Origin of the sequence: Arthrobacter mangrovi (genome assembly GCF_026011795.1) — a bacterium.
GTDB lineage: Bacteria > Actinomycetota > Actinomycetes > Actinomycetales > Micrococcaceae > Crystallibacter > Crystallibacter mangrovi.
In genome coordinates this window covers 32,569-54,236 of sequence record NZ_BRVS01000006.1, presented here as the reverse complement: position 1 = coordinate 54,236, position 21,668 = coordinate 32,569, and the positions used below count along the sequence as shown (strand labels likewise).

Here is a 21,668-nt window from a genome sequence, read left to right as displayed (position 1 = left end):
CCTACCCTGCCAGCCATCTCAGCACGGCCGATTGGACCACCTCCCCATGACCAGTTCCGATACCATCAACAACTACCTCCAGCGCCTGGCAGCCCGGCAGCCGACGCCAGGCGGAGGCGCCGCAGGGGCCCTGCACGCAGCCCAGGGGGCAGCCCTCATCGCCATGGTTGCCCGCTACTCCACCGGCCCCAAATATGCGGACGATGCGGACGACGTCGAACGCATCATCGCCGCCGCCGACGGACTGATACCCGCCGCCGTGCGCATTTCCGACGACGACGAGGAAGCCTTCGCCGCCGTCATCGCGGCCTACGGGCTGCCGGGCGGCTCCGACGATGAACGGGCATGCCGCAGCCGGGCCGTCCAGGCAGCGCTGGCGCGGGCAGCCGAACCGCCCCGGGCGCTCATAGAAGTGGGGGAACAAGTCATCGCCCTCGGCCGCGAGCTGGCCCATATCGGCAACGCCAACGTCATCAGCGACGTTGCGGCAGCGGCGGAAGCAGCACGTGCGGCGATCGCTACGGCCCGGATTACCTTGGACATCAACATCAAGGCGATCAAGGACACCAGCCTGCAGGACGCCCTCCAAGCGGAGGTCCTGCGCGCCGACCGGGCGATTGAGTCCGCCGATGACCTCGCCGGCCGGGTGCGGAAGCGGGTGCTGGCATGAGCGCGGTTTCCCTCGCCGGTGCACCGGTGGCCAAGGCACTCCGGGCCGGGATAGCGGACAATGTCGCACGGCTGGCGTCCGACGGGATCGTTCCTGCCCTCGCGGTTGTCGTAGCCACCGACAACGAGTCAACGCATTGGTACGTCCGCTCCATCGCCAAGGCCGCAGACAAGGCCGGCGTGGACTGCAGGATCATCGATCTGGGCCCGACAGCCTCCGCTGAGCAGCTCAAGTCCACGCTGTCCGAGCTCAGCGAAGACCGGCAGACACACGGCATCATCCTGCAGACCCCGCTTCCGGACGGAGTACAGGCCGACGAGCTCGTCCCCCACATCGACCCGGGAAAAGATATCGACGGCGCCAACCCGCTGAGCCTTGGCCGCCTGGCCGTCGGACTCCCGGCTTTCGCTCCCGCTACGGCACGGGCCGTCGTGGAGCTGCTCGTCCATTACGACGTCCCCGTCGAAGGCCGGCACGTCGCCATTGTCGGAAGGTCCGCCGTCGTTGGCAAACCGCTGCTGCACCTGCTGCTCGAACGCAATGCATCGGTCACCATCTGCCACTCCCGGTCGCGGCCATTGGAGGACTACACGCGGGCTGCCGACGTCGTCGTCGTTGCCGCCGGACGGCCCGGGCTGGTGACCGAACGGCATGTGGCGCCCGGCGCCGTCGTGGTCGATGTGGGAACCAATGTGCTCGAGGACGGCGCCCTGGCCGGCGACGTCGACGCACACTCGGTGGAGCAGGTTGCGTCGGCGCTCTCGCCGGTTCCCGGCGGCGTCGGCACCATCACTACCGCTCTCCTCCTGCTCCACACCTCCGTGGCTGCCCGGGCTGCGGTGGAAGCGAAGGGCCCGCTGGTATCCAGCGGAACCGTTAGGTCAATCAGGTAAGGCGCGCCATGTCGAAGCAATCCGCTTTGGTCCCCGACCGCCAAAACGTGCAGGAAAGGCCGGGCCGCCTGTACCCGGGAGACCCGGTCGCCATCGAACACCCCCGGCGGGTGAAGGAGACCGGCGTCGTCGACGACGTTACCGAAGACGGACGAACCATCTGGGTGTACCTGGACCACGGCCGCGGCCGGCGAATGTACCTCGAAGACGATGGTTACCGGTTCTCCCTCCGGAACTGCCCCGTCCCCTCGTGGTGACCGGGTGATGCCGGGCAGTGGAAGGCTTGGGTGGCTGTGGCAGGACGGTGCTGGGCGATCAGCGCCGCAGCCAGCCGGCGGGCACGGGACGCCGCCCCCAGGTCCCCTTCAGCCGCGGTGACGATCGATCCGGCCATGAGGATCCGCCATGACCACGCGAATCCGTCCACATCGTCCAGGCCGGCATCCTTGGCCAGCAGGACGATCTGGTTCCGGATCTCGTGCAGGTAGCCAATGCTGGCCTGCCCGGCCGGATCCGAGGCGCCCAACTCAAACATCACGCGGATGAAGGAACACGCTTCGTAGTCCTCGCGGGCGAACCATTCGGCAAAGACATCGAAGATCGCCAGCAAGCGTCCCTCCGGAGTGGTCGCCCGCCGCGCCACCTCGCCGAGGAGCCAATTAATGCCGAAGACCTCGTGGCGCCGCTGCAGGAAAGCCAGGACCAAAGCTTCCTTGGACGCAAAATGCCGGTAGAACGTCGCCTTGGCCACTCCGGCAGTGCGAATAATCTCGTCGATGCCCACATCACGAACGCCGCGATGCGCAAAGAGCGGGTAGACGGCGGACAGCACCCGTTCGCGCGGGTGCTGGGATTCGGCGACTTCGCTTTGGGTCATGACAGTCACCTAGGATACGCCAGGCATCCGGTCGCGGACCGGTCATTCCACTGGCCGGAAACGGGTTTTCCCCCTGCGCCAAGCGGCCGTAAGCACCCGCAAGAGGGCCCGAGACCCAAGCCGCTCTGTCCAGGATTCACGATCCGGCACCGGCCCCGTATATGCTGTGGGCCACGAGCGAGACCGGTCGGTCTTGCCCGGAGGCCTCCTTCCCCCGGAAGGCAGAAGGCCCGCCCCTCTCGCTTGGAAGGGACCTCCATGGAGCCCATTGCTGAACCAAAGACTCTGCCCCTGTCCGTTGCGGCGCTGGAGGCAGACGTAATCGTCGAGTCAGCACCCGAGGTCCTCCCGTTGCCGGACGGGGAGACGGACGCCGTGGCCAGCCTTTCCACCGAACAGAAGAAGGCGCTGGCGGCCGTCACGGTCCGGGCGGGGGAGGTCGAAGCAGCCGAATGGGCGCTGGACCAGGCGAAAGCTGCCTGCGATGAGGAGATCAGCATTGCCCTCGCTGCCGGCATCCCGCCGGAGCTCGTGAGCGCAGCCGCCGGAGTTTGTGCCGGCGCCGTCGCGAATAGGTTCGCCCAGGACCGCGCGGCGGAACCCGAAGCCAGCTAGCTGTCCGCCCACGGTCTGAGGGCGCGCCTCAATCTGCGCTCGTCGTGGCCGTCGAGGACCGCGACGAGCACTTCCTAGATCTTGAGCGGCGGCAGCTTCCGATGGCGTCCTCCGCCGCTGCCTGGCCTCCTGTCGGTACCGGCAGGTACGAATAACGCCTCGGGCTCTGCGAGCTTCACCAGTTTCCGAGCGGACCGCGCGAGCTGCTGGTCAAGGGTCACAAAGGCGTCGGCCTGAAGCTGGGCCAGAGCCACGTATTCGGCCTCGAAAGTGTCCGGCCACCCAAGTTCGCTGGCTACCTTCCATGCGGCCCGCTGCAAGGCACGATCTCCCAGCAGCCGGATCCGCAGGCCGCGCAGGTAGTCGAGCTGCCGCTCCGCCTCACGCGACTCCATCGCACCGCTGCGCACCTCCCGGTAGAGAACGGAGAGGACCTGCGAGCGCAGCAAAGTCGGCGCCACGAGCTGGTGCGCCACCGCAATCCGGGCCCTGTCCCGCGCCAACTGCAGTGCAACATCGGGCCCGATCACGAACCTGGTCATCGCGACACCACCCCACACTCCCGCGGCCGCCCAACCGCCCCCGGGATGCGCCCGGGACTGCTGCAGCGGCCGCGACTTTACCGCCCTGCCCACCCTCATTGTCCCGCCGGCCGGCCTGTACGTCACGGCCCACGGTCCCGGGGTATTGGGACCCCTCCACCGTTTCGAAAAAAACTGCGTCCGCCTGCATCCAAACGGCAGTTTCGACCGGTAGTAGGGGTGTCAGCAATATCCCGCCCGGTCCCCGGGCCGATGAAGGAGAGATGGCAATGCGCAGAATGATTCTTGCTACCGGAGCCGCAGGACTGATGGCCGCCGCCGGTTTCGCCGCGCCCGCCAACGCGGCGGATGGCGAGGCCCAGCTGTCGGTGCTGCACGGCGTGCCGGACCTCACCGTCGATGTGTGGGTCGACGGTGCGCTCACCCTGGACGACTTTGCGCCGGGGACCTTGGCCGGTCCGCTGCCGGTTCCGGCCGGCGGCCACTCGCTGGCGATCACCGCCTCGGACGCGGCGAGCGCGGATGAAGCAGTCATCGGCCCGGTCGATGTCGACCTCAAGGACGGCGGCAACTACACCGCGGTGGCGAACCTCGACGCCGAAGGCAACCCGACGGCCAACTTCTACACCAACGACGTCTCCCCCATCGACGCCGGCAAGGGCAAGCTGACGGTCCGGCATACTGCCGCAGCCCCCGCGGTGGACGTCCTCGCCGGGGGCACCGCCGTGATCAAGGGCCTCGAGAATCCGGACGAGCAGACCCTCACCCTGGATCCGGGCACCGTTCCCGCGGCCGTCGCTGCTGCAGGCACCACGGACCCCGTCATCGGCCCGGCCGACGTGACGGTGGCCGAGGGCACCCACACGATTGTCTACGCCTGGGGCAGCCTGGACGACGGCAACCTGCAGCTGGCCGTCCAGAACATCGAGGGCCTGCACTCGAACCCTGGCGCCGTTCCCGGCGGCCGCTCGGGTGCGGCTGCCGACGACGGCGGCACCGGCGCGGCCATGGCGGGTGCCGCTGCCGGCGGCCTGCTCCTGCTCGGCGCCGGCGCGGTGGCCCTGCGGCGGCGCGCTGTTGCCCGCCGCGGCTGATTGAGCCGGCGGCGTCCACGTCATCTAAGCACCGATGGGCGCCGCCTTCATCCGCCCGTCCGGTCCCTGGCACCTTGGGACCGGACGGGCCCCGTCCTGAGGAGAGCCATGACCCGGCCAGCGAAAACGAACACCCGCCGCCGGAGGGAACGCCCCGCCGTCGTTATGTCCCTGGCGGCCGCCCTGCTGCTGGCGACGGCCTGTGGCACCGCGTCTCCCGGCACCCCGCCTCCCGGTGCCGGTCCGTCCGCGCCGGTTGCCGGCACGGCGGCCGCGGCCCCCTCCCGGACCGCCTCGGAAGCGGCGCCGGATCTGCCGGATATCCCGCTCCACAAGGCCACGCTGGCCCCGGCACCCCGCGAACCGGCTCCGCCACGATTCCTGCGCGTCGAAGGCACGTCCATCGCCGTCGACGTGGTGGAGGTCGGCGTCGGCCCGGACAACGCAATGGTCATTCCGGACTCCTTCTACCAGGCCGGCTGGTACCGCCACGGAACGGTCCCGGGCGCGAAGGAGGGCAGCGCCGTGATCGCGGCCCATGTCGACACGCTGACGGATGTGGCGCCGTTCGCCGAACTGAAGCGGCTGGACCCGGGCGCGCGGGTGACGGTGGAGCAGGCCGACGGCGGCGTCCTGGAGTACGAGGTTTCACGCGTCGATTCCGTCGACAAGGGGGAACTCGACGGCGGGGCCCTGTTCCGCCGGGATGGTCCTCCCGAACTGAAGCTCGTGACCTGCGGGGGCCGATGGCTGGACGAGCGCCAGGACTACAGCGACAATGTCATAGTCACCGCGGTGCCGCGGTGAGCGGTCCAACCGGCCATGGAAGCGACGCGCTACGCCGCAGTTTGGAGGGAGCAACCGTTGGCTCCTCCCGCTGCCAGTGCCTGGACCGCGGAACTCGACGCGGCCTTCGCCGGCGGGGACGAAAACGCCCTCGCCGAGGCCTACCGGCAGTTCGCTCCGCTCGTCCACACTCTCGCGGCCCGTTCGCTCGGGAACCGCGCGGGGGCCGACGACGTGACGCAGGAAGTCTTTATCCGCGCCTGGCGCTCGCGCAGCACCTTCGACCCCTCGCGGGCCCGGCTTCCGGCGTGGATCGTCGGCATCACCCGCAATGCCATCGCGGACGCCCGGTCCTCCTCGATCAAGGACCTGCGGAGCGTCCAGGCGGCTCAGCTGGCTGCCGACCCTGACGGCACTGTCGGCGGCCCCGACGCGGACCTGCTCGCGGACCGGCTCCTGCTCCATGACGAACTGGAGCGCCTGGGGGAACCTCAGGGGTCCATCATGCGTTTGGCCTTCTTCGACGACCTGACGCACGACCAGATTTCCCGCCGGCTCGAACTGCCGTTGGGTACAGTCAAGAGCCACATCCGCCGCAGCCTGCAGCACCTGAGACGCCGATTGGAGGTAGACAGTGCCGCATATTGATCCGGACCTGCTCAGCCTCATGGCCCTCGGCGAGCCGGTGGCGAGCGAAGCCGACAACGAGCACCTGCGCACCTGCAGCGCGTGCGCCGCGGAGCACGCCGCCCTCCGCCGGGCGGTGGACGCAGCGCGCAGCCAGCCCGACCCGGGTACCCTCACGCAGCCTTCCGCCGGCGTCTGGACAGCTATTCACCGGGAGCTCGCTTTGGACGAGTCCCTCGCCGCCGATCCGCTGGAGCCGGAACGGCCGCGGGAACCAGCGGAGCAGCAGGAACCCAAGGAGGCGCAGGAACCCACGAGCCTGGCCGACCGGCGCTCCGCTTCACGCACCCGCGGGACCGGCACGGCGCCGCGCCGGAACACCGCGCTCTGGCTGATTGCCGCAGCCGCCGCCGTCGTCATCGCGGCAGCCGGCATCTCCTGGGTGGTCACGCAGCAGTCCCAGACCCCGCCGCTGGCCGCGGCCCGGCTCGAACCGCTGGCCAACTTCGCCACCACCGGCACCGCGGAGGTCGTCGAGCGCGGCGGCGAACGCGAGCTGACCGTCGAACTCAGCGACCAGGAAGCCTCCGGCTACCAGGAGGTCTGGCTCATCAAGCCCGATCTCTCCGGCCTCGTCAGCCTCGGGGTCATGGACAGCAGATCGGCGACCTTCGCCATTCCCCCGGGGCTCAACCTCGCGGAGTACCCGATCGTCGACGTCTCCGACGAGCCCCTGGATGGCAACCCTGCCCACTCCGGCGTCAGCATCGTCCGCGGCTCGCTCTCCCTCTGAGCGGGCCGCATACCGCGCCAGCACCGTCGGCGGCCGTGAGCCATCCCATGACCCCTGCAGGAATAGCCGGGACCGGGCTCCGGTTGGAGCAATACGTGAGCAAGCTTTTCGAACCCGCGACCCTGTCCACCCCCGACGGCTCCGGCCTGCAGCTGCGCAACCGCACCGTGCTCGCCCCGATGTGCCAGTACTCGGTGACCGCACGCGACGGAGTTCCCACCGACTGGCACCTGGTTCATCTCGGCGCACGTGCCGCCGGCGGCTTCGGACTCGTCGTCGCCGAAGCGACAGCCGTAGTGCCCGAGGGCCGGATCTCCGACCGCGACGCCGGGCTCTGGAACGATGCGCAGCGCGACGCCTGGAAGCCCATCGTGGACTTCGCCCACGAGCAGGGGGCGGCGATCGGCGTCCAGCTGGCACACGCCGGCGCCAAGGCCTCCACCTACCCCTGGCTGCCCGGGCAGGCCGAGGGCTCCATCCCAGTTGAGGAGGGCGGCTGGGAAACGGTCGGCCCCTCGACCACCGACATCTTCGGCCTGGCGCAGCCGCATGTGCTGGACGTCGACGGGATCAAGGCCTCGGTCCAGTCTTGGGCTGACGCCGCACGCCGCGCGGACGAGGCGGGATTCGACGTCGTACAGATCCACGCCGCCCACGGCTACCTCATCCACCAGTTCCTCTCCCCGCTGACCAACCATCGTGAAGACGCCTACGGCGGCAGCTACGAGAACCGCACCCGGTACGCGCGCGAGGTCATCGCGGCGATCCGGGCCGCCTGGCCGGACCACAAGCCGCTGGCGATCCGCCTCTCCGGAGACGACTGGGTCGAGGGCGGATGGCGGCTCGCGGATACCCTCCGGTTTGTCCGCGAGGCGCGGGAACTCGGCGTCACCGCCTTCGACCTCTCCAGCGCGGGCATCGGGTCCTACCACGGCCCCTCCGGCCCGGGCTTCCAGGTTCCGCTCGCGGCTGCCGTCCGTGAAGCCCTGGACGGCACCGATTCCTTCGTCACCGCCGTCGGGCTCCTCACGGACCCGGCGCAGGCCGAGCACGTCGTGGTCACCGGGCAGGCCGACGGCGTGAGCGTCGGGCGCGCTGCCCTGAAGGACGCGCACTGGCCGGCGAATGCGGCGAAAGCCCTCGGCATCACCCGCGACGTCAACCCCCGTGCCGACCAGTACTGGCGCGCCGCCTGGTAGCCGCCGAATAAAGCTTCCCGGGCCCGGGTGCCGCCCCGAGCCCGGGAAGACGGGCTTTCTGGATGGTGCTTGTATCCGCGGCTCGTGAGCGCCTCGGGGGCGTCACGCGTAATCCGGCCGCTCGGAGGGTCAGCGGGTGCCGGCGGTAGGTACCTCTTCGAGGACCTCGGGTCCGGTGAGATCCATCTCGCGCAGCGGCACCAGCTTCGACTTGGTGATGAAGCGGTGGCTGAGCCATAGGAGTATGAAGGCGGGCAGCCCGATGTACGAGGTCAGCACTTCCAAGCCCCGACCGGCAAGCACGGCCTCATAGTTCTGTCCAGCGATCACCAGGACCAGCAGGGCGAAGGCAAGCAGCGGGCCGATCGGGAACAAAGATGCCTTGTACGGCAAGTCGCTGACGTTGTTGCCCTGGGCCAGGAAGCCGCGTCGGAACCGGTAGTGCGAGATCGCGATGCCTGCCCAGACAATAAAGCCACACAGGCCTGACATGTTCAGCAGCCAGGAGTAGGCCGCGCCCTGACCGACGATCGCGGAGAGGAAACCGAAGAGTCCTACGGCCGCAGTCGCCAGCAGTGCCGGAACGGGGACACCCCGTGCGTTGGTGCGGCCGAAGATTTTCGGCGCCTTGCCGTCGTGGGCCATTGCGTAGAGCATTCGGGTGGAGGCGTATAGTCCGGAGTTGCCTGCGGACAGGATGGCGGTCAGGATCACCGCGTTCATCAGGGCCGCTGCAAAGGCGATCCCGGCGTGGGAGAAGACCAGAGTGAACGGCGACACCGCAACGTCGGCCTCGCCCGATGCCAGGAGGCTGGGATCGGTGAACGGGATCAGGCAGCCGATGATGAAGATGGCACCGATATAGAAAAGCATGATGCGCCAGAAGACCGCACGAATAGCCTTCGGTACTTCGCGGCGCGGGTTCTTGGCTTCGCCTGCGGCCACCCCCACGAGCTCGGTGCCCTGGAAGGAAAATCCGGCAATCATGAAGACGGAGATGATTGAGACCCAGCCGCCGTGGAACACGTCATCCCGGTTTTCCCAGTTACTCAGGCCCGGGGAGTTACCCCCGAGGATGCCGAAGATCATCAGCACGCCGGCGATCAGGAAGACCACCACAGCCGCAACCTTGATAAGGGAGAGCCAGAATTCCGACTCGCCGAAGGACTTGGCCGAAAGCGCGTTGAGCCCGGTCAGCATCAGCAGGAAGGTTCCGGCCCAGACCCAGCCTGGCACTCCCGGGAACCAGAAGTCCATGATGATACCGGCCGCGACAAGCTCGGCGGCCACTGTGATGGCCCAGTTGAACCAGTAGTTCCAGCCGATTGCGAACCCGAAGGACGGGGAGACGAAACGGGCGGCAAAGGTCTGGAAGGAGCCGGCAACGGGAATTTTGGCCGACATCTCGCCTAGCGACTGCATCAGCAGGAACACCATCAGCCCGACCAGGGCGTAGGCGACCAACGCGCCGCCGGGACCTGCCTGGGAAATGCTGCCGCCGGAGGCGACAAACAGTCCGGTGCCGATCGCACCGCCTATGGCGATCATTTGCAAGTGGCGGCTGCTTAGCCCCCGTTTGAGTTCGTTGGGCGTCTTTCCGGAGCCTCGGCCTGTCCCTATCGCTGAAGCGGCTCCGTGTGGTGCCAGGGCATCGGCTTTGACGTCAGCAGCAGTTCCGCTCAAGGCTGTCACGCGACACCGCCCAGAGACATCGCTGGGCACAGACCCAGATTCGATGCGCTTCCGACGGCCCGGCTGCCGTAAGCCGTGAAGATGGCCGCACCTGGCAGGCAGGCCGGCCCTACCCCGATGGGTCGACCGGCCTCAGGCCGGCCGGGGGCAACGGCCCGGTCATCTTTTTGCGCTGCGGATCTGAATCCCATGGTGCCTCCGGGAAGGTAGCTTCGGTGGATTGAGCCTCCCGGCAAGCCCGCCGCGAAGGATCGTGATCAAGCTAACATCGCGAAAAGAAGGAGCACTTTTCGGCGCTATTGTTGCGCCACAGCGCGGCGAACTCTTAGGCGTTTCTTCTGAATGCGGGCAGCGAGCACAAGACTAGCTAATCTTCCTGCTTTCACCGGTAAGTCCTGCTTGGTGATGTGGTATCCGCGCGCGTTGCCGCCGGCACCTGCAGATTCCATGGATGGACCAGGAGTAGCGGCCGCCAGAAGCAATCTTGAGAAGACGTCAGTTCGCGGCGAGGCCGGGACGAACCGAGCGCGAGCAAAAGACAGCCTCTGCTCCTCGGTAGCTCGTCTTAGCCCAAGAGATGCTTACCTAAAAGCAGACTCAGCGTAAATACATCTGTCTCTGCTGTAGCGTCCAAGCCGTTACCCCGACACATTCCGGAAAGGACGCCCACATGACGCTGCAGCTTGAGGAACTGACCATTGACGAGCTTCGGTCCCATCCCGCTTGGGCAGTGTTGAAGCAGGCGGCCAGCAGCTTCCAGCTTCTGCAGGCCCAGGACGGGTCCGTGCAGGAGCCGGCGGACAAGCCGCGGGCGGACGCCTTGGTCGACACGGTTCTGGAGGCCATCGGTGAGCTTGCTCCGTTGTTTCCGCATGATGCCGAGTACCTGGAACGGGTCTGCGAAGACCTGGCGGCATGGCAGGCTTCGGGCTTCGAGGTTCCTGATTTCCTGGACTCTTTGGTGGCCTTCCAGCCCCAGCTGAATCGGGTGGACCGCCTGCGGCACTTGGTGGTGTTCCCGATGTACACGCAGAATGGCAGCACGAATCGGCACCTCGAGGCCGTGCTGATCGAAGTCGCCTGGCCGGAGTTCGTTGCCGAACTGGAGGCCGGGGCATATTCCAACCCGATGTTTCTTCCCGTCCGCTTCATCGACTTCACCCCGGGGTACGAGTCGAACTCTGCCGTGCTCTTCCCCGAATCCGTCGCGGTACGCGAGACCCCCACCTTCAGCTGGGGCGCCATCTTTGCTGACCGTGAGGCTGCACGGTTCCGTCGGGTTCTGCGGGAGGCCGCGCGGGTCACTTCACTGGACCTGCCGGCTGATGCCGCTGACTTCCTGGATGACCAGCATCTGACGGAGGAGACCTTCGTCATGTGGGACCTGATCCATGACCGCACGCATATGCGCGGGGACCTGCCCTTCGACCCCTTCATGATCAAGCAGCGGATGCCGTTCTTCCTCTACACCCTGGAGGAACTGCGCTGCGACCTCACTGCTTTCGGTGAAGCCGTCAAGATTGAAAAGGATAAGGACGCAAGCCCGGAGGCCCGGAGGCACGCCAAGCTCGTGCAGTATGCGGTCATCTTTGACAGGATCTTCCGGTTTGCCATGACCGGGCCGCGGGTGCGCAACTATGACGGTCTCGGCGGCCAGTTGCTGTTCGCGTGGATGCACCAGCACCGGGTGCTCCATTGGACCGATACGAAACTCACCATTGACTGGGAGAACGTCGCCGAAGTCGTCGTCGCGCTCGGCCAGGGCATCGAGGAACTCTACTGGCGCTCCATCGACCGGCCCAAGATCGCCCACTGGCTGGCCGCCTACGAACTGATCTCCTCCACAGTGACGCCGCACCCGGCCTCAACCTGGGCGAAGGGGCCCGAAGCGCTGCCGTTGGCCGGGCCGCCGCGCGGCCTGACCGATCTGGTTCTCGATGACGAGTTCCCGTACTCGATGTTTTATGAGGCGTTGGAGAAGAAGATGCGGCCCGTTATCGAATCAACCGCCGGCATTACCGGCGAAACTGATGCCCCCAGGGACTCCACCGGGGATGCCCCGTGAGCTGAGGGATTCCAAGGACAAAGCAGCTCAACGTAGTTGTTGCGGGTCGACGAGGTCCTAAGCGGCGGCAGCTGCCGCAAGGCCCGGTGTCTGGTTCAGGTGAGGCGCTCCCCGGTGATGCGGGCCAGCTGGTCCAGCAACTCGGTCTGCAGCCGCTCATCATAGGCGGACCGGTGTGCCTGCTGCCGCCGCTGGTGGTGCCAGTAGCCGCCGCTCGTGAGGGCCTCCGGGTCTTCACTGACGGCAAGCCACGCCTGGGTGAGATGGCCCAGCCGGAGGTCGTCAGGGGCGTTCGGGCCGCCCATTTTGGTGGGCACCCAGCCGGGATCGACGGCGTTGCTCAGAACGTCCGGCCACAACCGGGCCACGACCAAGGCCAGGGCGGTGACGTAGAGCTTGCTGTCCGAGTAGGAGACACGGGCCGCCGCGCCGTCCCGGTCGATGCCGGCCAGGTCGGCGCTGCCGCCGTGGTGCATGCCGCTGCTGAGGTAGATCAGTCGGCGCGGCCGCTGGATGAGGGTGGTTAGCAGGTAGGGCGCGACGACGTTGACCTGGAAGACGTGAGCACCGCCGAGCACGCCCGCGTTGTGCACCACGGCGTCCAGCGGACCGGCCCGGTTCACCTGGTCGGCGACGCCGCGCGTTTCCTCTATGTCGGATAGGTCGCCGACCGCCCCGAGCGCGCCGCGGTCGAGGAGATCCCGGACCGAGGCCAGGCGTCCGGTGCTACGGGCATGAACGACGACGTCGTGCCCCTGGTCCAAAAGCGTCCGTGCCGTGGCCCGGCCGAGCCCGTCGGTGGAGCCGGTGATGAAGATCCGCGCCATAGGTCCTTCCTTCGTGCAGTCACACCCGTAAGTCCACTCTGGGCATCATTCCGACGCGATGGCAATAGCACCGTTGTCGAGGATCGGGATTTAGAGCAGACCGCCGTCGTTGTCCTCTCCGCCGTCCCTGGTGCTGTCGGACGAGGTGTCCGCATCGACGTCGGCGTCCACGTTCGGGTGGACGTCCGCTTCCGGTCACGTTGGCGGTGGTCTCATCCCACTGATTGTCAGCCTCGTACCCACTGTCAGCACTGGCCATGCCGGCGCCTCCTGCCTGCATGGCGCCGGTAGCGGCGGTAACAGCCAGTGACTTGGTCCAGAAAGCAACTCGGACGTTAACGCACGCGCGCCGTCGCCACCCGTCGGCTGCGTTCGGGCATGCTTGCCTAAGAGCGGTGGCCGCGCCCGCGGACAGCCAGCCCAGAGACTCCCACGACCGAAAGGAAGCCCCTCCGGATCATGAGCGCCCTCGGATACCTTGCCGCGTCGGCCCCGCCGCGACTGGCCATTGCCGGCTCCGCCGTGGCGATCCCGATCCTGGCCGTGCAGCAAATGGACGACGTCGTCCTCGGCGGCGCCCTGGTCTCCGTCTCCCTCGGCCCGAGCGTGGTTGCCGCCCCGCTGGTCGGCGCGGTCCTCGACCGTGCGCGCAGGCCGGGCCTCCTCATCGCGGCATCGGGCGTGCTGACCGCCGTCGCCTTCGCAATCACAGCGTTCCTCGGCCACATCCCGCTCCCGGTCGTCTTCGCGGCCCTGGCCGTCGCGGGAGCGGTCGCCCCGTTCTTCATGGGCGGGCTCTCCAGCTTCGTCTCCGACGCCATCCCGGACAAGCGCCGGGCCTTCGCCTACGACGCGCTCTCCTACAATTCCTCCGCCGTCGGCGGCCCCGCCCTCGTCGCCATCCTGGTGCTGTTCGTGCCCGCCCCGGCCGCGCTCTGGATGCTCTCGGCCGCGGCCGCCCTCGGCGCGGTGAGCGCGGTCGTGATCCGCCGCTCCTCCCACCCGGCTCCCGACGGTTCGGTCTGGCAATCCGTCAAGGCGGGCCTGGCCCAGATCGTCGGCAACCGGCGCCTGGCCGTGGTGACCGGAGCCTCGACCCTGACCCAGCTCGGCCAGGGCGGACTGGCCGTCGCCGCCGTCGCGCTCTCCATCGAACGCATCGGCTCGGCCGCCGAGGGCGCCGTCCTCGTCACGGCCTTCGCCGTCGGCAGCCTGCTCGGAGCGGTGTGGGAGACCATCCGGCCCACCCGCGCCCGCCCCCACCTGGTCATGATGGCCGGCTACTTCGCCACCGGCGCCTGCACCATCGCCGCCGCCTTCGACCTCGGGACCACCTGGACCATAATCGCGATCGGCCTCTCCGGCGTCTTCACCGCGCCCAGCACCACCACCATGCTCTTCCTCCGCAGCCACCTCAGCCAGCCCGAACTCAAGGCCCAGGTCTTCACCGTCGGAGCCGGCCTGCGCACCAGCGCCTCGGCAGCCGGCGCCGCCCTCGCCGGAACCGCCGCCGGCCTCGGTGCCGGGCTCGCCCTCGCCGGCGTCGGTCTCGCCTGGGCAGCATCGGCCGCCATCATGTTCGCCTACCCGGCGGCAGACCGGTCCCCTGCCGAGCGTGCGGATGCCCGAGTGGAGGACCCTGCCTGAGCTTCGGTCTCCCCTGGCGCTCAAGTCCGGCGGATCTTCCGCTTGCCCTTACTTCCTGCCGGTGTCAGGACTAGATTCGAACCACGTCAGGCTGACCATCACAGATCCACCAAACGTCTGCTTCCAGCCTAGGAGGAACCATGAATGAGTCTTTGAACCGCGAGGAATTGCCGCTTCCGGATTATGATCACATCCCGCTCGGCACATTGGGGTCCCGCATCTCGCCGCTGGATGAGCAGGGTGTGCAGGCGCTGCTCGACTACGAGCAGGGGCACGGCAATCGCCTGCCCGTTGTACAGGTTCTGCAGTCCCGCATCGACGCACTGAAGAACGGTGCGGAACCCAGCGGATCCATTCCGGAGAACATGCCCGAAGTCAGCCAGAGCCAGCAGGGTTCGCCCGTGTCTCCCGCGACGTCCGGCCCGCCCATCAACCCGCCTTCGCACGGCGACCCGACCAATCCCGCCCAGCCGCGCTAGGACCTGGAAGGAAGACAAGCCTGCAGCGCGAGGAACATCAGGGCCGGGTGAGCTCCTCCAGGAGTTCGAGGACGTGCCGGTAGTCCTGCCCGGTCGCCCGGGTCATGCCGAGTTCGCAGGTGCGGTTGCAGGAGGCGTAGGCGGCTGCCCCGAGGGCGGCCGCCTCCTGCCCCTGCTTCCGGGTTGCGGAGGCCGTCAGCTCGGGGTGGAGCATGCCGCGGTCGCCGGCGAAGGCGCAGCAGCCCCAGTTGTCCGGAACCTCCACCCGGTCGGCGACGGCTTCGGCGACGGCGGTCAACGCCGGGTTCAGGCCCATACGGGTCGAGGAGCAGGTCGGGTGCAGGGCCAGCGAGGCGAGCTTCGGGTGGTCGGGAAGCTTGGGCAGGATCTGCTCGGCGGCGAAATCGACGGCGTCGACAATCCGCAGCCGGGCCTGTCCGACCAGCGGCTCATCCGATGCGACGGCCTGCCGCAGGCCCTCGGTGCAGGAAGACGCGTCGCAGATGATGGGCAGTTCGCCGTCCCGGGTTGCCTCCCGGAGGGCCGCGAGGGTCTTCTCGCGCATGGTGTCCTGGCCGGCGGCCATGCCCTTGGAAGACCAGGGCGTGCCGCAGCAGAGGCCGTCGATGCCGGCCGGAACCAGCAGTTCGATGCCGGCACGCTGCGCCAGCTGCTCGAAGCTGGCCTGGACCCCCGCGCCACCCGAGGCACCGCCGTCGTCCCTCCCGGTTCCGGCCGGACCGAACATGGTGCCCACGCACGCGGGAAAGTAGACGGCCGCCGGTTGTCCGGCGGGGGCAGGGCGCCGGCGCCTCGACCCGCCGCCCGGTAGTTCCGGCGAGTAGAGCGGCACCCGGTCAGGTCCCAGCACGGCCCGGGCTGCCTTGTTGGCCGGCAGCACCGCACCGGCCGGGACCTTGGCGACGGCGTCGAGCGCAAGGCCTGCCCCGCGCGTCACGGTCCCCCAGTGCTTGGCCGCGAAGTTCCACGCGGCATTGTCGGCCGCACCGGAGTCCTCGCGCCGCAGCCGCTTCACCAGCAGCCCCGTGTTGATGTCCACCGGGCAGGCCGTCTGGCACATGCCGTCCACGGCGCAGGTCTGGACCGACTCGTAGTCGTAGTCCTTCTCCAGCTGCTCCGCCAGCGCGGTGTCCCCGGTCCGGCGGGCGGCCTCGATGGCGCGGAGCGTGACGATCCGCTGCCGCGGGGTCAGCGTCAGGTCCTTGCTCGGGCACACCGGCTCGCAGTAGCCGCAGGAGACGCAGCGGTCCACCTCTTCGGCCACCGGCGGCGCGGTCTTGATGTGCCGCAGGTGCGCCTCGGGATCGTCGTCGAGCAGCACCCCGGGGCTGAGCAGCCCGGCCGGGTCGAAGAGCCGCTTGAGCTGGCGCATCACGTCGTAGAGCTCGTCGCCGTACTGGCGCCGCACGTACGGTGCCATGACGCGTCCGGTTCCGTGCTCGGCCTTGAGCGACCCGCCCTCGCCGAGCACCAGGTCCACCATGTCCTCGGTGAACGCGCTGTAGCGTTCCAGCTCCGCCCCGCTGGCGAAGCCGTCCGTGAGCATGAAATGCACATTGCCGTCCTTCGCATGGCCGAAGATCACGCTGTTCCGGTAGCTGTACTTGTCGAACAGCCTGACCAGCTCGCGGCAGGTCCGGCCCAGCGCCGGGACGGGAACCACGATGTCCTCGAGCAGCGCAGTGGTTCCCTGCGGCCGGGCCCCGGCGACCGAGGCGTACAGCCCCTTGCGCAGGTGCCACAGCCCGGACCGGGTGGACGCATCTGTCGTGAAGTCGGGCGCCGATGCGAGCCCCAGTCCCGCGAGCGCGGCGGCCCCGCGGTGCCGCAGGTCCGCCAGCCGCTCCGGCGTCCGGGCGGAATACTCGACCAGCAAGGCCGTGTGGTCGCGCACCGCCAGGTCGCTGACGACGGCGGGCGCGCCCTTCAGCGTCTGGCCCACCTTCAGCGACAGGGAGTCCAGGAGTTCGACGGTGGCCGCGCCGGTTTCCACGATGGCGGGCAGGCCGGCGTTGGCGGCCTCCAGATCCGGGAAGACCAGCAGACCGGTGGCCGCGTGGGCGGGGCGCGGGACCGTGCGGAAGACGGCCTCGGCGACGAAGCCCAGGGTGCCCTCGCTGCCGACGATCAGATGGGCCAGCATGTCGACCGGCCGCTCGAAGTCCAGGAACGAGTTCAGGCCGTAGCCCATGGTGTTCTTCATGGAGAACTGCCGCCGGATCGTGGCCGCGGAGGCGGGGTTCCCGCGGACCCGCCGGGCCAGCCGGTCCAGCCCTTCATACAGGTCGGGCTCCAGCTGGCGCAGTCGGTCATCCGCGTCCGGGGCGCCGGTGTCGACGACCGTCCCGGACGGGAGGACGACGGTGAGCGACTCGAGCGTCCGGTAAGCGTTCTCGGTGGTGCCGCAGTTCATTCCCGACGAGTTGTTGGCCACCACGCCGCCGATCGTGCAGGCGGATTCGCTCGCCGGGTCGGGACCGAATTTCCGGCCGTAGCGGGCCAGCCTGGCATTGAGCGCCCGGACCGTGGCGCCGGGCTGCACGCGGACCCGGTCACCGCCGTCAAGCACCTCGATGTCCCGGAAGTTGCGGCGCACGTCCACCAGCACGCCGTCGGTCACGGCCTGTCCGCTGAGGCTGGTGCCCCCGGAGCGGAACGTTAGCGGCAGGCCTTGGGCGGCGCTGGCCCGCATCAGCGCGCCCACCTCGCCCGCGTTGCCGGCAACGACGACGGCCTGCGGGACCAGCAGGAAATGCGAGGCATCATGCGCGTTGGCGTGCAGGTCGATCGCGCGGGTCTTCACCTGGGCCGGATCGGCCACCGCAGCGCGAAGCGTGCTCAGCATTGTCCACCCGCCTTCCTCAAGACAACATTCTCCGAACTTCCTCAGCCTATGGGGCGGCACCGGAATATCCGCCGCTTGTTATCACCAAGCGATAAAGCCCGTTGGATGCCGGCAGCCGCACGGGCAACACTCGGAAGGGCAGGAGAATCCACCACTTCGGAAGGACAAATCCCATGATTTTCATCGTCGTGAAGTTCAACGTCAAGCCCGACTGGTCCGACCGTTGGCTGGACCTGACGCGCGAGTTCACCGAGGCAACCCGCCGCGAGCCCGGGAACCTGTGGTTCGACTGGTCGCGCAGCGTCGAGAATCCGAACGAGTTCGTGCTGGTGGAGGCATTCCAGGACGATGCGGCGGGCGACCACGTCAACAGCGAGCACTTCCAGCAGGCCATGAAGGAAATGCCGGAGGCCCTGGCGGAGACGCCGAAGATTATCAGCCGGCAGATCGAAGGCAGCGACTGGGACCGGATGGGGGAACTCACGGTCGCGTAGCCCCGTCCGGCCCCGCCGGCTCCGCTCCCGGCGACGGCGATCCCTTAGGTTCCCTCCGCACGGAACCCGAGGGATCGCCGTCGTTCTTAGTATTTGGTGTGCCCCGCCGCCGCGGGACACACTATGTGACATGGGACGCAATGATGTGCTGACGGGGATGGCCTCGGTCCGGAAGGCTTTCGCGCTGCTCGACGTGGTCGCGTCCAACAGCCGCGGGATGTCCGCGAAGGAAATCGCGGCGGCACTGGACATGCCCCTGCCCACGGTCTACCGGCTGCTCAAGACCCTGGTGGCCTCCGAGCACCTGGTCCACCTCAAGGACGAGAGCCGCTACGGGCTGGGCTACAAACTGCACGCCTTGGACAGCTCGCTGCGGCGCCAGATCGGCACGCCGCCCGCGGTGGCGAGGCTCATCCGCGAGCTGCACGTCCGTGCGGACGCCGCCGCCTACTACGCCGTGCACCGCGGCGACGACATCGTGGTCGCCCACGTGGTCGACTCCCCCGCCCGGCCGCGCATCACGCCGATGGGATTCGGCTTCAACGACGCGGCCCATGCCACGGCCTTCGGCAAGGTCCTGCTGGCTGCGATGGATCCGGAGCGGCGGGCAGCCTACCTGGAGCGCCACGGCCTGCCGGAAATGACGGACCGCACGATCAGCAGCCCCGACCAGCTCGAGGCCGAGCTGCGGAACGTGCTCGCCTGCGGGATCGCGGTGGAGCGGGAGGAGTTCATCCGCGGCGCCTCCTGCATGGCCGCGCCGGTCACCAGTCCCGCCGGCCAGACCATCGGATCCGTGGCCGTTTCCATGGATCCCGAGGATTTCGCCGGCCGGTGCGCCCGGACGGAAGCGCTGCTGCGCGATACGGCGGACAAGGTGAGCCGGGCGCTGCGCGGCACGCCGATGCTGCAGCTCTGACCCGCCAGGCACCTCCCCCGCAGGGCCCCGCCACACGTTTCTGCCACACGCGGCGGGAGGGGCAGGCCGGACCTGCCCCTCCCCTCCGGTGTTCCAAGCGGCCGGCCCTACAGGGCCGCGGATACCATCTGGTCCGCGATGTATTCGGCCTGCCGGATGGCCAGCGCCACGATGGTCAGCGTCGGGTTGGCCGCCGCTCCGGTGGTGAACTGCGACCCGTCCGAGACGAAGAGGTTCGGCACGTCGTGCGTCTGCCCGAAGGCATTTACGACGCCGTCTTCCGGACGTTCGCTCATCCGGGCCGTGCCCAGGTTGTGGGTCGACGGGTAGGGCGGCGTGTGGTGCGAAGAGCGGGCGCCGACCGCTTCGTACAGCAGCGACCCCTGCTGGTAGCCGTGCTCCCGCATGGCCACGTCGTTCGGGTGGTCGTCGAAGTGCACGTTGGGCACGGGCAGGCCCAGCCGGTCCTGCACGGTGCTGTTCAGGGTCACCCGGTTGTCCTGCTGCGGCATGTCCTCGCCGACGATCCAGAGGCCGGCCGTGTTGGCATAGCCGTCCAGCAGCGCGGCGAAACCCGGGCCCCAGGCGCCGGGGTCCACGAAGCTGGCCAGGAACGCCGGGCCCAGCGAGATGGTCTCCATGTAGTAGCCGCCGGCGAAACCCCGGTCGACGTCGTGGCGGGATTCGTCGGCGATCAGGCCCGCCATGGTCTCGCCGCGGTGCATGTTGACCGGCCTATCGAACTGCGCGTAGACGGAGCCGGTGGTGTGGCGCATGTAATTGCGCCCGAGCTGGCCGGAGGAGTTGGCGAGCCCGTCGGGGAAGAGCGGCGAGGCCGAGAGCATGAGCAGCCGCGGCGTCTCGATGGCGTTGCCGGCCACGGCCACGAGGCGGGCCTTCTGGCGCTGCAGGTTGCCCTCGCCGTCGATGTAGAGGACGCTGTCCGCCTTGCCTTCCGGAGTATGGGTGATCTGCACGGCCTGGCTGTCCGGGCGGAGGTCCAGCTTGCCGGTCCTGAGCGCCTTCGGGATTTCGGAGACCATGATGGACCACTTGGACTTGTTCTTATCGCCCTGGAAGTTGAAGCCGTCCTGGATGGACGCCGGCCGGCCGTCGTAGGGCTCCGCGTTGGTGGCGTAGGGGCCCGTGGCGAAGTGCCGGTAGCCAAGGCGCTCGGCGCCGTTGGCCAGCACCTTGTAGTTGTTGTTGGCCGGCAGCGGCGGACGCCCGTGCCGGTGGGTGCTGCCCATCTTCTGCTCGGCGCGGTCGTAGTAGGGGGCCAGGTCCTCGAGGCTGATGGGCCAGTCCAGCAGGTTCGCGCCGTCGATCCGGCCGTAGGCAGAGCGCGCCTTGAACTCGTGGGCCTTGAACCGCGGGGTCGCGCCGGACCAGTGCGTCGTCGTGCCGCCGACCGCCTTGACGAGCCACGCCGGCAGGTTCGGGAAGTCCCGGGCGATCCGCCACGAGCCCGACGTTGTCCGCGGGTCCAGCCAGGCCATCTGGTTGAAGGCCCGCCACTCGTCGTTCTCGTAGTCCTCGTTGGTCAGGTACGGTCCGGCCTCCAGCAGGACGACCTTGACGCCCTTCTCCACTAGCTCGTGCGCGAGCGTGCCGCCGCCGGCACCGGACCCCACGATGACGACGACCGAATCGTCGTCGTAATCGAAACGTGCAGATTCATCCTGGATGCTCACAGCGACTGTGCTCCTTCGACCTTGTCGGTGCCCTTGAAGAGGTCTTCCACGGCTTCAATGCCCTCGCCCGGGGACTTGGCTGCCAGCTGGTAGGGCAGCGGGCCGACCTCCGTCAGCGTCTCTTCGCTCTCCTCGATGCGAGGTTCGGGCAGCCAGTCCAGGTCGTTGAAACCACGGTTGATGTAGCCGCCCTTAGAGAACGACTCCCCCTCGTAGCCCAGGACTTCGCAGACCTCCGGGTCCTCATAGAAGTTCAGGACCGTCGTCCGGCGGATGAAGCCGAAGAACTCCAGGTCTGCGACGCGTTTGAGCACCGCCAGCGCCCTCTCGTCGGGGAGGTCCAGGAAATGCTCCTCGGTCAGCGAGTCCAAGGTCATCAGGCCCTGCGTGAGCGCCATCCGGAACCAGCGGGATTCCTCCGAGACCTCGATGATCTTCTGCATCATCCGCTCGTACGGCCCGTCGGGAATCTGGGGATGCGGAAAGGCCACCCGGATGATCCGGGTCAGGACCTTCCGGGCCTCCTCAGTCAGCTCAAGCGCGTTGAGCTGCGAATATTTCGCGGGAAACACCATCGTTGTCACCTCGGGTCGAGAGAGTATCTGCCTTGGCTCGCCGGCCGGGAGGCCGCAGGAGATCCTCCACCTCCAAGGCGCGAGCCGGTGCCAGCAGTCTGTCGGGTGCGCCGCTCCCGCGCCAATGCCCTTTATCGGGGGGTGAGAATGAAATTGCGACGCCGGCGCTTCCCTCAGCCACCGTGTTTGACCGGCCCGCCCCACTCCTTAAAAGCGTCTTCCTCCCGAGCGTGCTCGGACACTCGATTCTCATCCCGCGATAAAGAACCTGTTTGGTACGGGACCCATCCCATCAGAATGAACGGGACGGGCAG

General features: G+C 68.2%; 21 protein-coding genes. 14 read left to right on the top strand and 7 right to left on the bottom strand.

Annotated features, from left to right (window positions below):
• Positions 1-46 precede the first annotated feature (46 nt).
• The 3 genes from AHIS1636_RS08235 to AHIS1636_RS08225 are packed head-to-tail and all read left to right on the top strand — an operon-like array spanning position 47 to position 1,820.
• On the top strand, positions 47-670 hold the full coding sequence (locus tag AHIS1636_RS08235) for a cyclodeaminase/cyclohydrolase family protein (protein WP_264795344.1): 624 nt from the start codon (positions 47-49) through the stop codon (positions 668-670).
• Positions 667-1,563, top strand: coding sequence for a bifunctional 5,10-methylenetetrahydrofolate dehydrogenase/5,10-methenyltetrahydrofolate cyclohydrolase (locus AHIS1636_RS08230; RefSeq protein WP_264795343.1), 897 nt, complete (start codon positions 667-669; stop codon positions 1,561-1,563). Before AHIS1636_RS08235 ends, AHIS1636_RS08230 begins: the two co-directional genes overlap by 4 nt.
• An 8-nt stretch (positions 1,564-1,571) precedes the next feature.
• Positions 1,572-1,820 (top strand): hypothetical protein, encoded by a 249-nt coding sequence (locus AHIS1636_RS08225; RefSeq protein WP_264795342.1) that lies wholly within the window; start codon positions 1,572-1,574, stop codon positions 1,818-1,820.
• Here the strand turns inward: AHIS1636_RS08225 and AHIS1636_RS08220 are convergent.
• Entirely contained in the window at positions 1,778-2,440 is a 663-nt protein-coding gene (locus tag AHIS1636_RS08220) for a TetR/AcrR family transcriptional regulator (protein ID WP_264795341.1), read from the bottom strand. The two genes, AHIS1636_RS08225 and AHIS1636_RS08220, sit on opposite strands and share 43 nt — an antisense overlap.
• Before the next feature lie 258 nt (positions 2,441-2,698).
• Here AHIS1636_RS08220 and AHIS1636_RS08215 point away from each other — a divergent pair, with 258 nt between their 5' ends.
• A complete protein-coding gene (locus AHIS1636_RS08215; protein ID WP_264795340.1) occupies positions 2,699-3,055 on the top strand; it encodes a hypothetical protein in 357 nt (118 codons plus the stop codon).
• Between the two features lie 74 nt (positions 3,056-3,129).
• On the opposite strand, the gene AHIS1636_RS08210 is transcribed toward AHIS1636_RS08215, so the two are convergent.
• Complete coding sequence (locus AHIS1636_RS08210; RefSeq protein WP_264795339.1) at positions 3,130-3,597, bottom strand: type II toxin-antitoxin system VapC family toxin; 468 nt, start codon at positions 3,595-3,597, stop codon at positions 3,130-3,132.
• A 269-nt stretch (positions 3,598-3,866) separates the two neighbouring features.
• On the opposite strand from AHIS1636_RS08210, the gene AHIS1636_RS08205 reads away from it, so the two are divergent.
• The 5 genes from AHIS1636_RS08205 to AHIS1636_RS08185 all read left to right on the top strand — a co-directional run bounded on the left by AHIS1636_RS08205 (position 3,867) and on the right by AHIS1636_RS08185 (position 8,096).
• Positions 3,867-4,691: a DUF4397 domain-containing protein gene (locus AHIS1636_RS08205; RefSeq protein WP_264795338.1), complete on the top strand. Its 825-nt coding sequence runs from the start codon at positions 3,867-3,869 to the stop codon at positions 4,689-4,691.
• Between the two features lie 108 nt (positions 4,692-4,799).
• Positions 4,800-5,498, top strand: a complete 699-nt coding sequence (locus AHIS1636_RS08200; protein ID WP_264795337.1) for a class F sortase — start codon at positions 4,800-4,802, stop codon at positions 5,496-5,498.
• A gap of 57 nt (positions 5,499-5,555) precedes the next feature.
• Positions 5,556-6,125: an RNA polymerase sigma factor gene (locus AHIS1636_RS08195; protein ID WP_264795336.1), complete on the top strand. Its 570-nt coding sequence runs from the start codon at positions 5,556-5,558 to the stop codon at positions 6,123-6,125.
• Entirely contained in the window at positions 6,112-6,897 is a 786-nt protein-coding gene (locus AHIS1636_RS08190; protein WP_264795335.1) for an anti-sigma factor, read from the top strand. Before AHIS1636_RS08195 ends, AHIS1636_RS08190 begins: the two co-directional genes overlap by 14 nt.
• 95 nt (positions 6,898-6,992) lie before the next feature.
• Positions 6,993-8,096 (top strand): NADH:flavin oxidoreductase/NADH oxidase, encoded by a 1,104-nt coding sequence (locus AHIS1636_RS08185; protein WP_264795334.1) that lies wholly within the window; start codon positions 6,993-6,995, stop codon positions 8,094-8,096.
• Positions 8,097-8,225: 129 nt separating this feature from the next.
• On the opposite strand, the gene AHIS1636_RS08180 is transcribed toward AHIS1636_RS08185, so the two are convergent.
• Positions 8,226-9,716, bottom strand: a complete 1,491-nt coding sequence (locus AHIS1636_RS08180) for an amino acid permease (RefSeq protein WP_373875807.1) — start codon at positions 9,714-9,716, stop codon at positions 8,226-8,228.
• A 742-nt stretch (positions 9,717-10,458) separates the two neighbouring features.
• Between AHIS1636_RS08180 and AHIS1636_RS08175 the strand changes: the two genes are divergently transcribed.
• Positions 10,459-11,853: a DUF6421 family protein gene (locus AHIS1636_RS08175; RefSeq protein WP_264795332.1), complete on the top strand. Its 1,395-nt coding sequence runs from the start codon at positions 10,459-10,461 to the stop codon at positions 11,851-11,853.
• Positions 11,854-11,948: 95 nt separating this feature from the next.
• On the opposite strand, the gene AHIS1636_RS08170 is transcribed toward AHIS1636_RS08175, so the two are convergent.
• Positions 11,949-12,680: an SDR family NAD(P)-dependent oxidoreductase gene (locus AHIS1636_RS08170; RefSeq protein WP_264795331.1), complete on the bottom strand. Its 732-nt coding sequence runs from the start codon at positions 12,678-12,680 to the stop codon at positions 11,949-11,951.
• A gap of 459 nt (positions 12,681-13,139) precedes the next feature.
• On the opposite strand from AHIS1636_RS08170, the gene AHIS1636_RS08165 reads away from it, so the two are divergent.
• Together AHIS1636_RS08165 and AHIS1636_RS08160 are read left to right on the top strand one after the other, a co-directional pair.
• On the top strand, positions 13,140-14,327 hold the full coding sequence (locus tag AHIS1636_RS08165; protein WP_264795330.1) for an MFS transporter: 1,188 nt from the start codon (positions 13,140-13,142) through the stop codon (positions 14,325-14,327).
• Between the two features lie 140 nt (positions 14,328-14,467).
• Positions 14,468-14,806 carry a DUF8129 domain-containing protein gene (locus AHIS1636_RS08160; protein WP_264795328.1) on the top strand — a complete coding sequence of 113 codons (339 nt, stop codon included), beginning with the start codon at positions 14,468-14,470 and terminating at the stop codon, positions 14,804-14,806.
• Between the two features lie 37 nt (positions 14,807-14,843).
• On the opposite strand, the gene AHIS1636_RS08155 is transcribed toward AHIS1636_RS08160, so the two are convergent.
• The gene (locus tag AHIS1636_RS08155; protein ID WP_264795327.1) at positions 14,844-17,672 is read right to left on the bottom strand and encodes an FAD-binding and (Fe-S)-binding domain-containing protein; all 2,829 of its coding nucleotides are present in this window, start codon (positions 17,670-17,672) and stop codon (positions 14,844-14,846) included.
• Positions 17,673-17,845: 173 nt separating this feature from the next.
• Here AHIS1636_RS08155 and AHIS1636_RS08150 point away from each other — a divergent pair, with 173 nt between their 5' ends.
• Together AHIS1636_RS08150 and AHIS1636_RS08145 are read left to right on the top strand one after the other, a co-directional pair.
• On the top strand, positions 17,846-18,166 hold the full coding sequence (locus AHIS1636_RS08150) for a putative quinol monooxygenase (RefSeq protein ID WP_264795326.1): 321 nt from the start codon (positions 17,846-17,848) through the stop codon (positions 18,164-18,166).
• 130 nt (positions 18,167-18,296) lie between these two features.
• Positions 18,297-19,085: an IclR family transcriptional regulator gene (locus tag AHIS1636_RS08145; protein WP_264795325.1), complete on the top strand. Its 789-nt coding sequence runs from the start codon at positions 18,297-18,299 to the stop codon at positions 19,083-19,085.
• Positions 19,086-19,192: 107 nt separating this feature from the next.
• On the opposite strand, the gene AHIS1636_RS08140 is transcribed toward AHIS1636_RS08145, so the two are convergent.
• Both AHIS1636_RS08140 and AHIS1636_RS08135 read right to left on the bottom strand, forming a co-directional pair.
• Positions 19,193-20,779: a GMC family oxidoreductase gene (locus AHIS1636_RS08140; RefSeq protein ID WP_264795324.1), complete on the bottom strand. Its 1,587-nt coding sequence runs from the start codon at positions 20,777-20,779 to the stop codon at positions 19,193-19,195.
• Positions 20,776-21,354 (bottom strand): gluconate 2-dehydrogenase subunit 3 family protein, encoded by a 579-nt coding sequence (locus AHIS1636_RS08135; protein WP_264795323.1) that lies wholly within the window; start codon positions 21,352-21,354, stop codon positions 20,776-20,778. The genes AHIS1636_RS08140 and AHIS1636_RS08135 overlap by 4 nt, the downstream gene beginning before the upstream one ends.
• Positions 21,355-21,668 lie beyond the last annotated feature (314 nt).

Bases quoted from the DNA above. Each gene is read 5' to 3' on its own strand.
- AHIS1636_RS08235 (WP_264795344.1), top strand. From the start codon at position 47: ATGACCAGTTCCGATACCATCAACAACTACCTCCAGCGCCTGGCAGCC.
- AHIS1636_RS08230 (WP_264795343.1), top strand. From the start codon at position 667: ATGAGCGCGGTTTCCCTCGCCGGTGCACCGGTGGCCAAGGCACTCCGG.
- AHIS1636_RS08225 (WP_264795342.1), top strand. From the start codon at position 1,572: ATGTCGAAGCAATCCGCTTTGGTCCCCGACCGCCAAAACGTGCAGGAA.
- AHIS1636_RS08220 (WP_264795341.1), bottom strand. From the start codon at position 2,440: ATGACCCAAAGCGAAGTCGCCGAATCCCAGCACCCGCGCGAACGGGTG.
- AHIS1636_RS08215 (WP_264795340.1), top strand. From the start codon at position 2,699: ATGGAGCCCATTGCTGAACCAAAGACTCTGCCCCTGTCCGTTGCGGCG.
- AHIS1636_RS08210 (WP_264795339.1), bottom strand. From the start codon at position 3,597: ATGACCAGGTTCGTGATCGGGCCCGATGTTGCACTGCAGTTGGCGCGG.
- AHIS1636_RS08205 (WP_264795338.1), top strand. From the start codon at position 3,867: ATGCGCAGAATGATTCTTGCTACCGGAGCCGCAGGACTGATGGCCGCC.
- AHIS1636_RS08200 (WP_264795337.1), top strand. From the start codon at position 4,800: ATGACCCGGCCAGCGAAAACGAACACCCGCCGCCGGAGGGAACGCCCC.
- AHIS1636_RS08175 (WP_264795332.1), top strand. From the start codon at position 10,459: ATGACGCTGCAGCTTGAGGAACTGACCATTGACGAGCTTCGGTCCCAT.
- AHIS1636_RS08170 (WP_264795331.1), bottom strand. From the start codon at position 12,680: ATGGCGCGGATCTTCATCACCGGCTCCACCGACGGGCTCGGCCGGGCC.
- AHIS1636_RS08165 (WP_264795330.1), top strand. From the start codon at position 13,140: ATGAGCGCCCTCGGATACCTTGCCGCGTCGGCCCCGCCGCGACTGGCC.
- AHIS1636_RS08160 (WP_264795328.1), top strand. From the start codon at position 14,468: ATGAATGAGTCTTTGAACCGCGAGGAATTGCCGCTTCCGGATTATGAT.
- AHIS1636_RS08155 (WP_264795327.1), bottom strand. From the start codon at position 17,672: ATGCTGAGCACGCTTCGCGCTGCGGTGGCCGATCCGGCCCAGGTGAAG.
- AHIS1636_RS08150 (WP_264795326.1), top strand. From the start codon at position 17,846: ATGATTTTCATCGTCGTGAAGTTCAACGTCAAGCCCGACTGGTCCGAC.
- AHIS1636_RS08145 (WP_264795325.1), top strand. From the start codon at position 18,297: ATGGGACGCAATGATGTGCTGACGGGGATGGCCTCGGTCCGGAAGGCT.
- AHIS1636_RS08135 (WP_264795323.1), bottom strand. From the start codon at position 21,354: ATGGTGTTTCCCGCGAAATATTCGCAGCTCAACGCGCTTGAGCTGACT.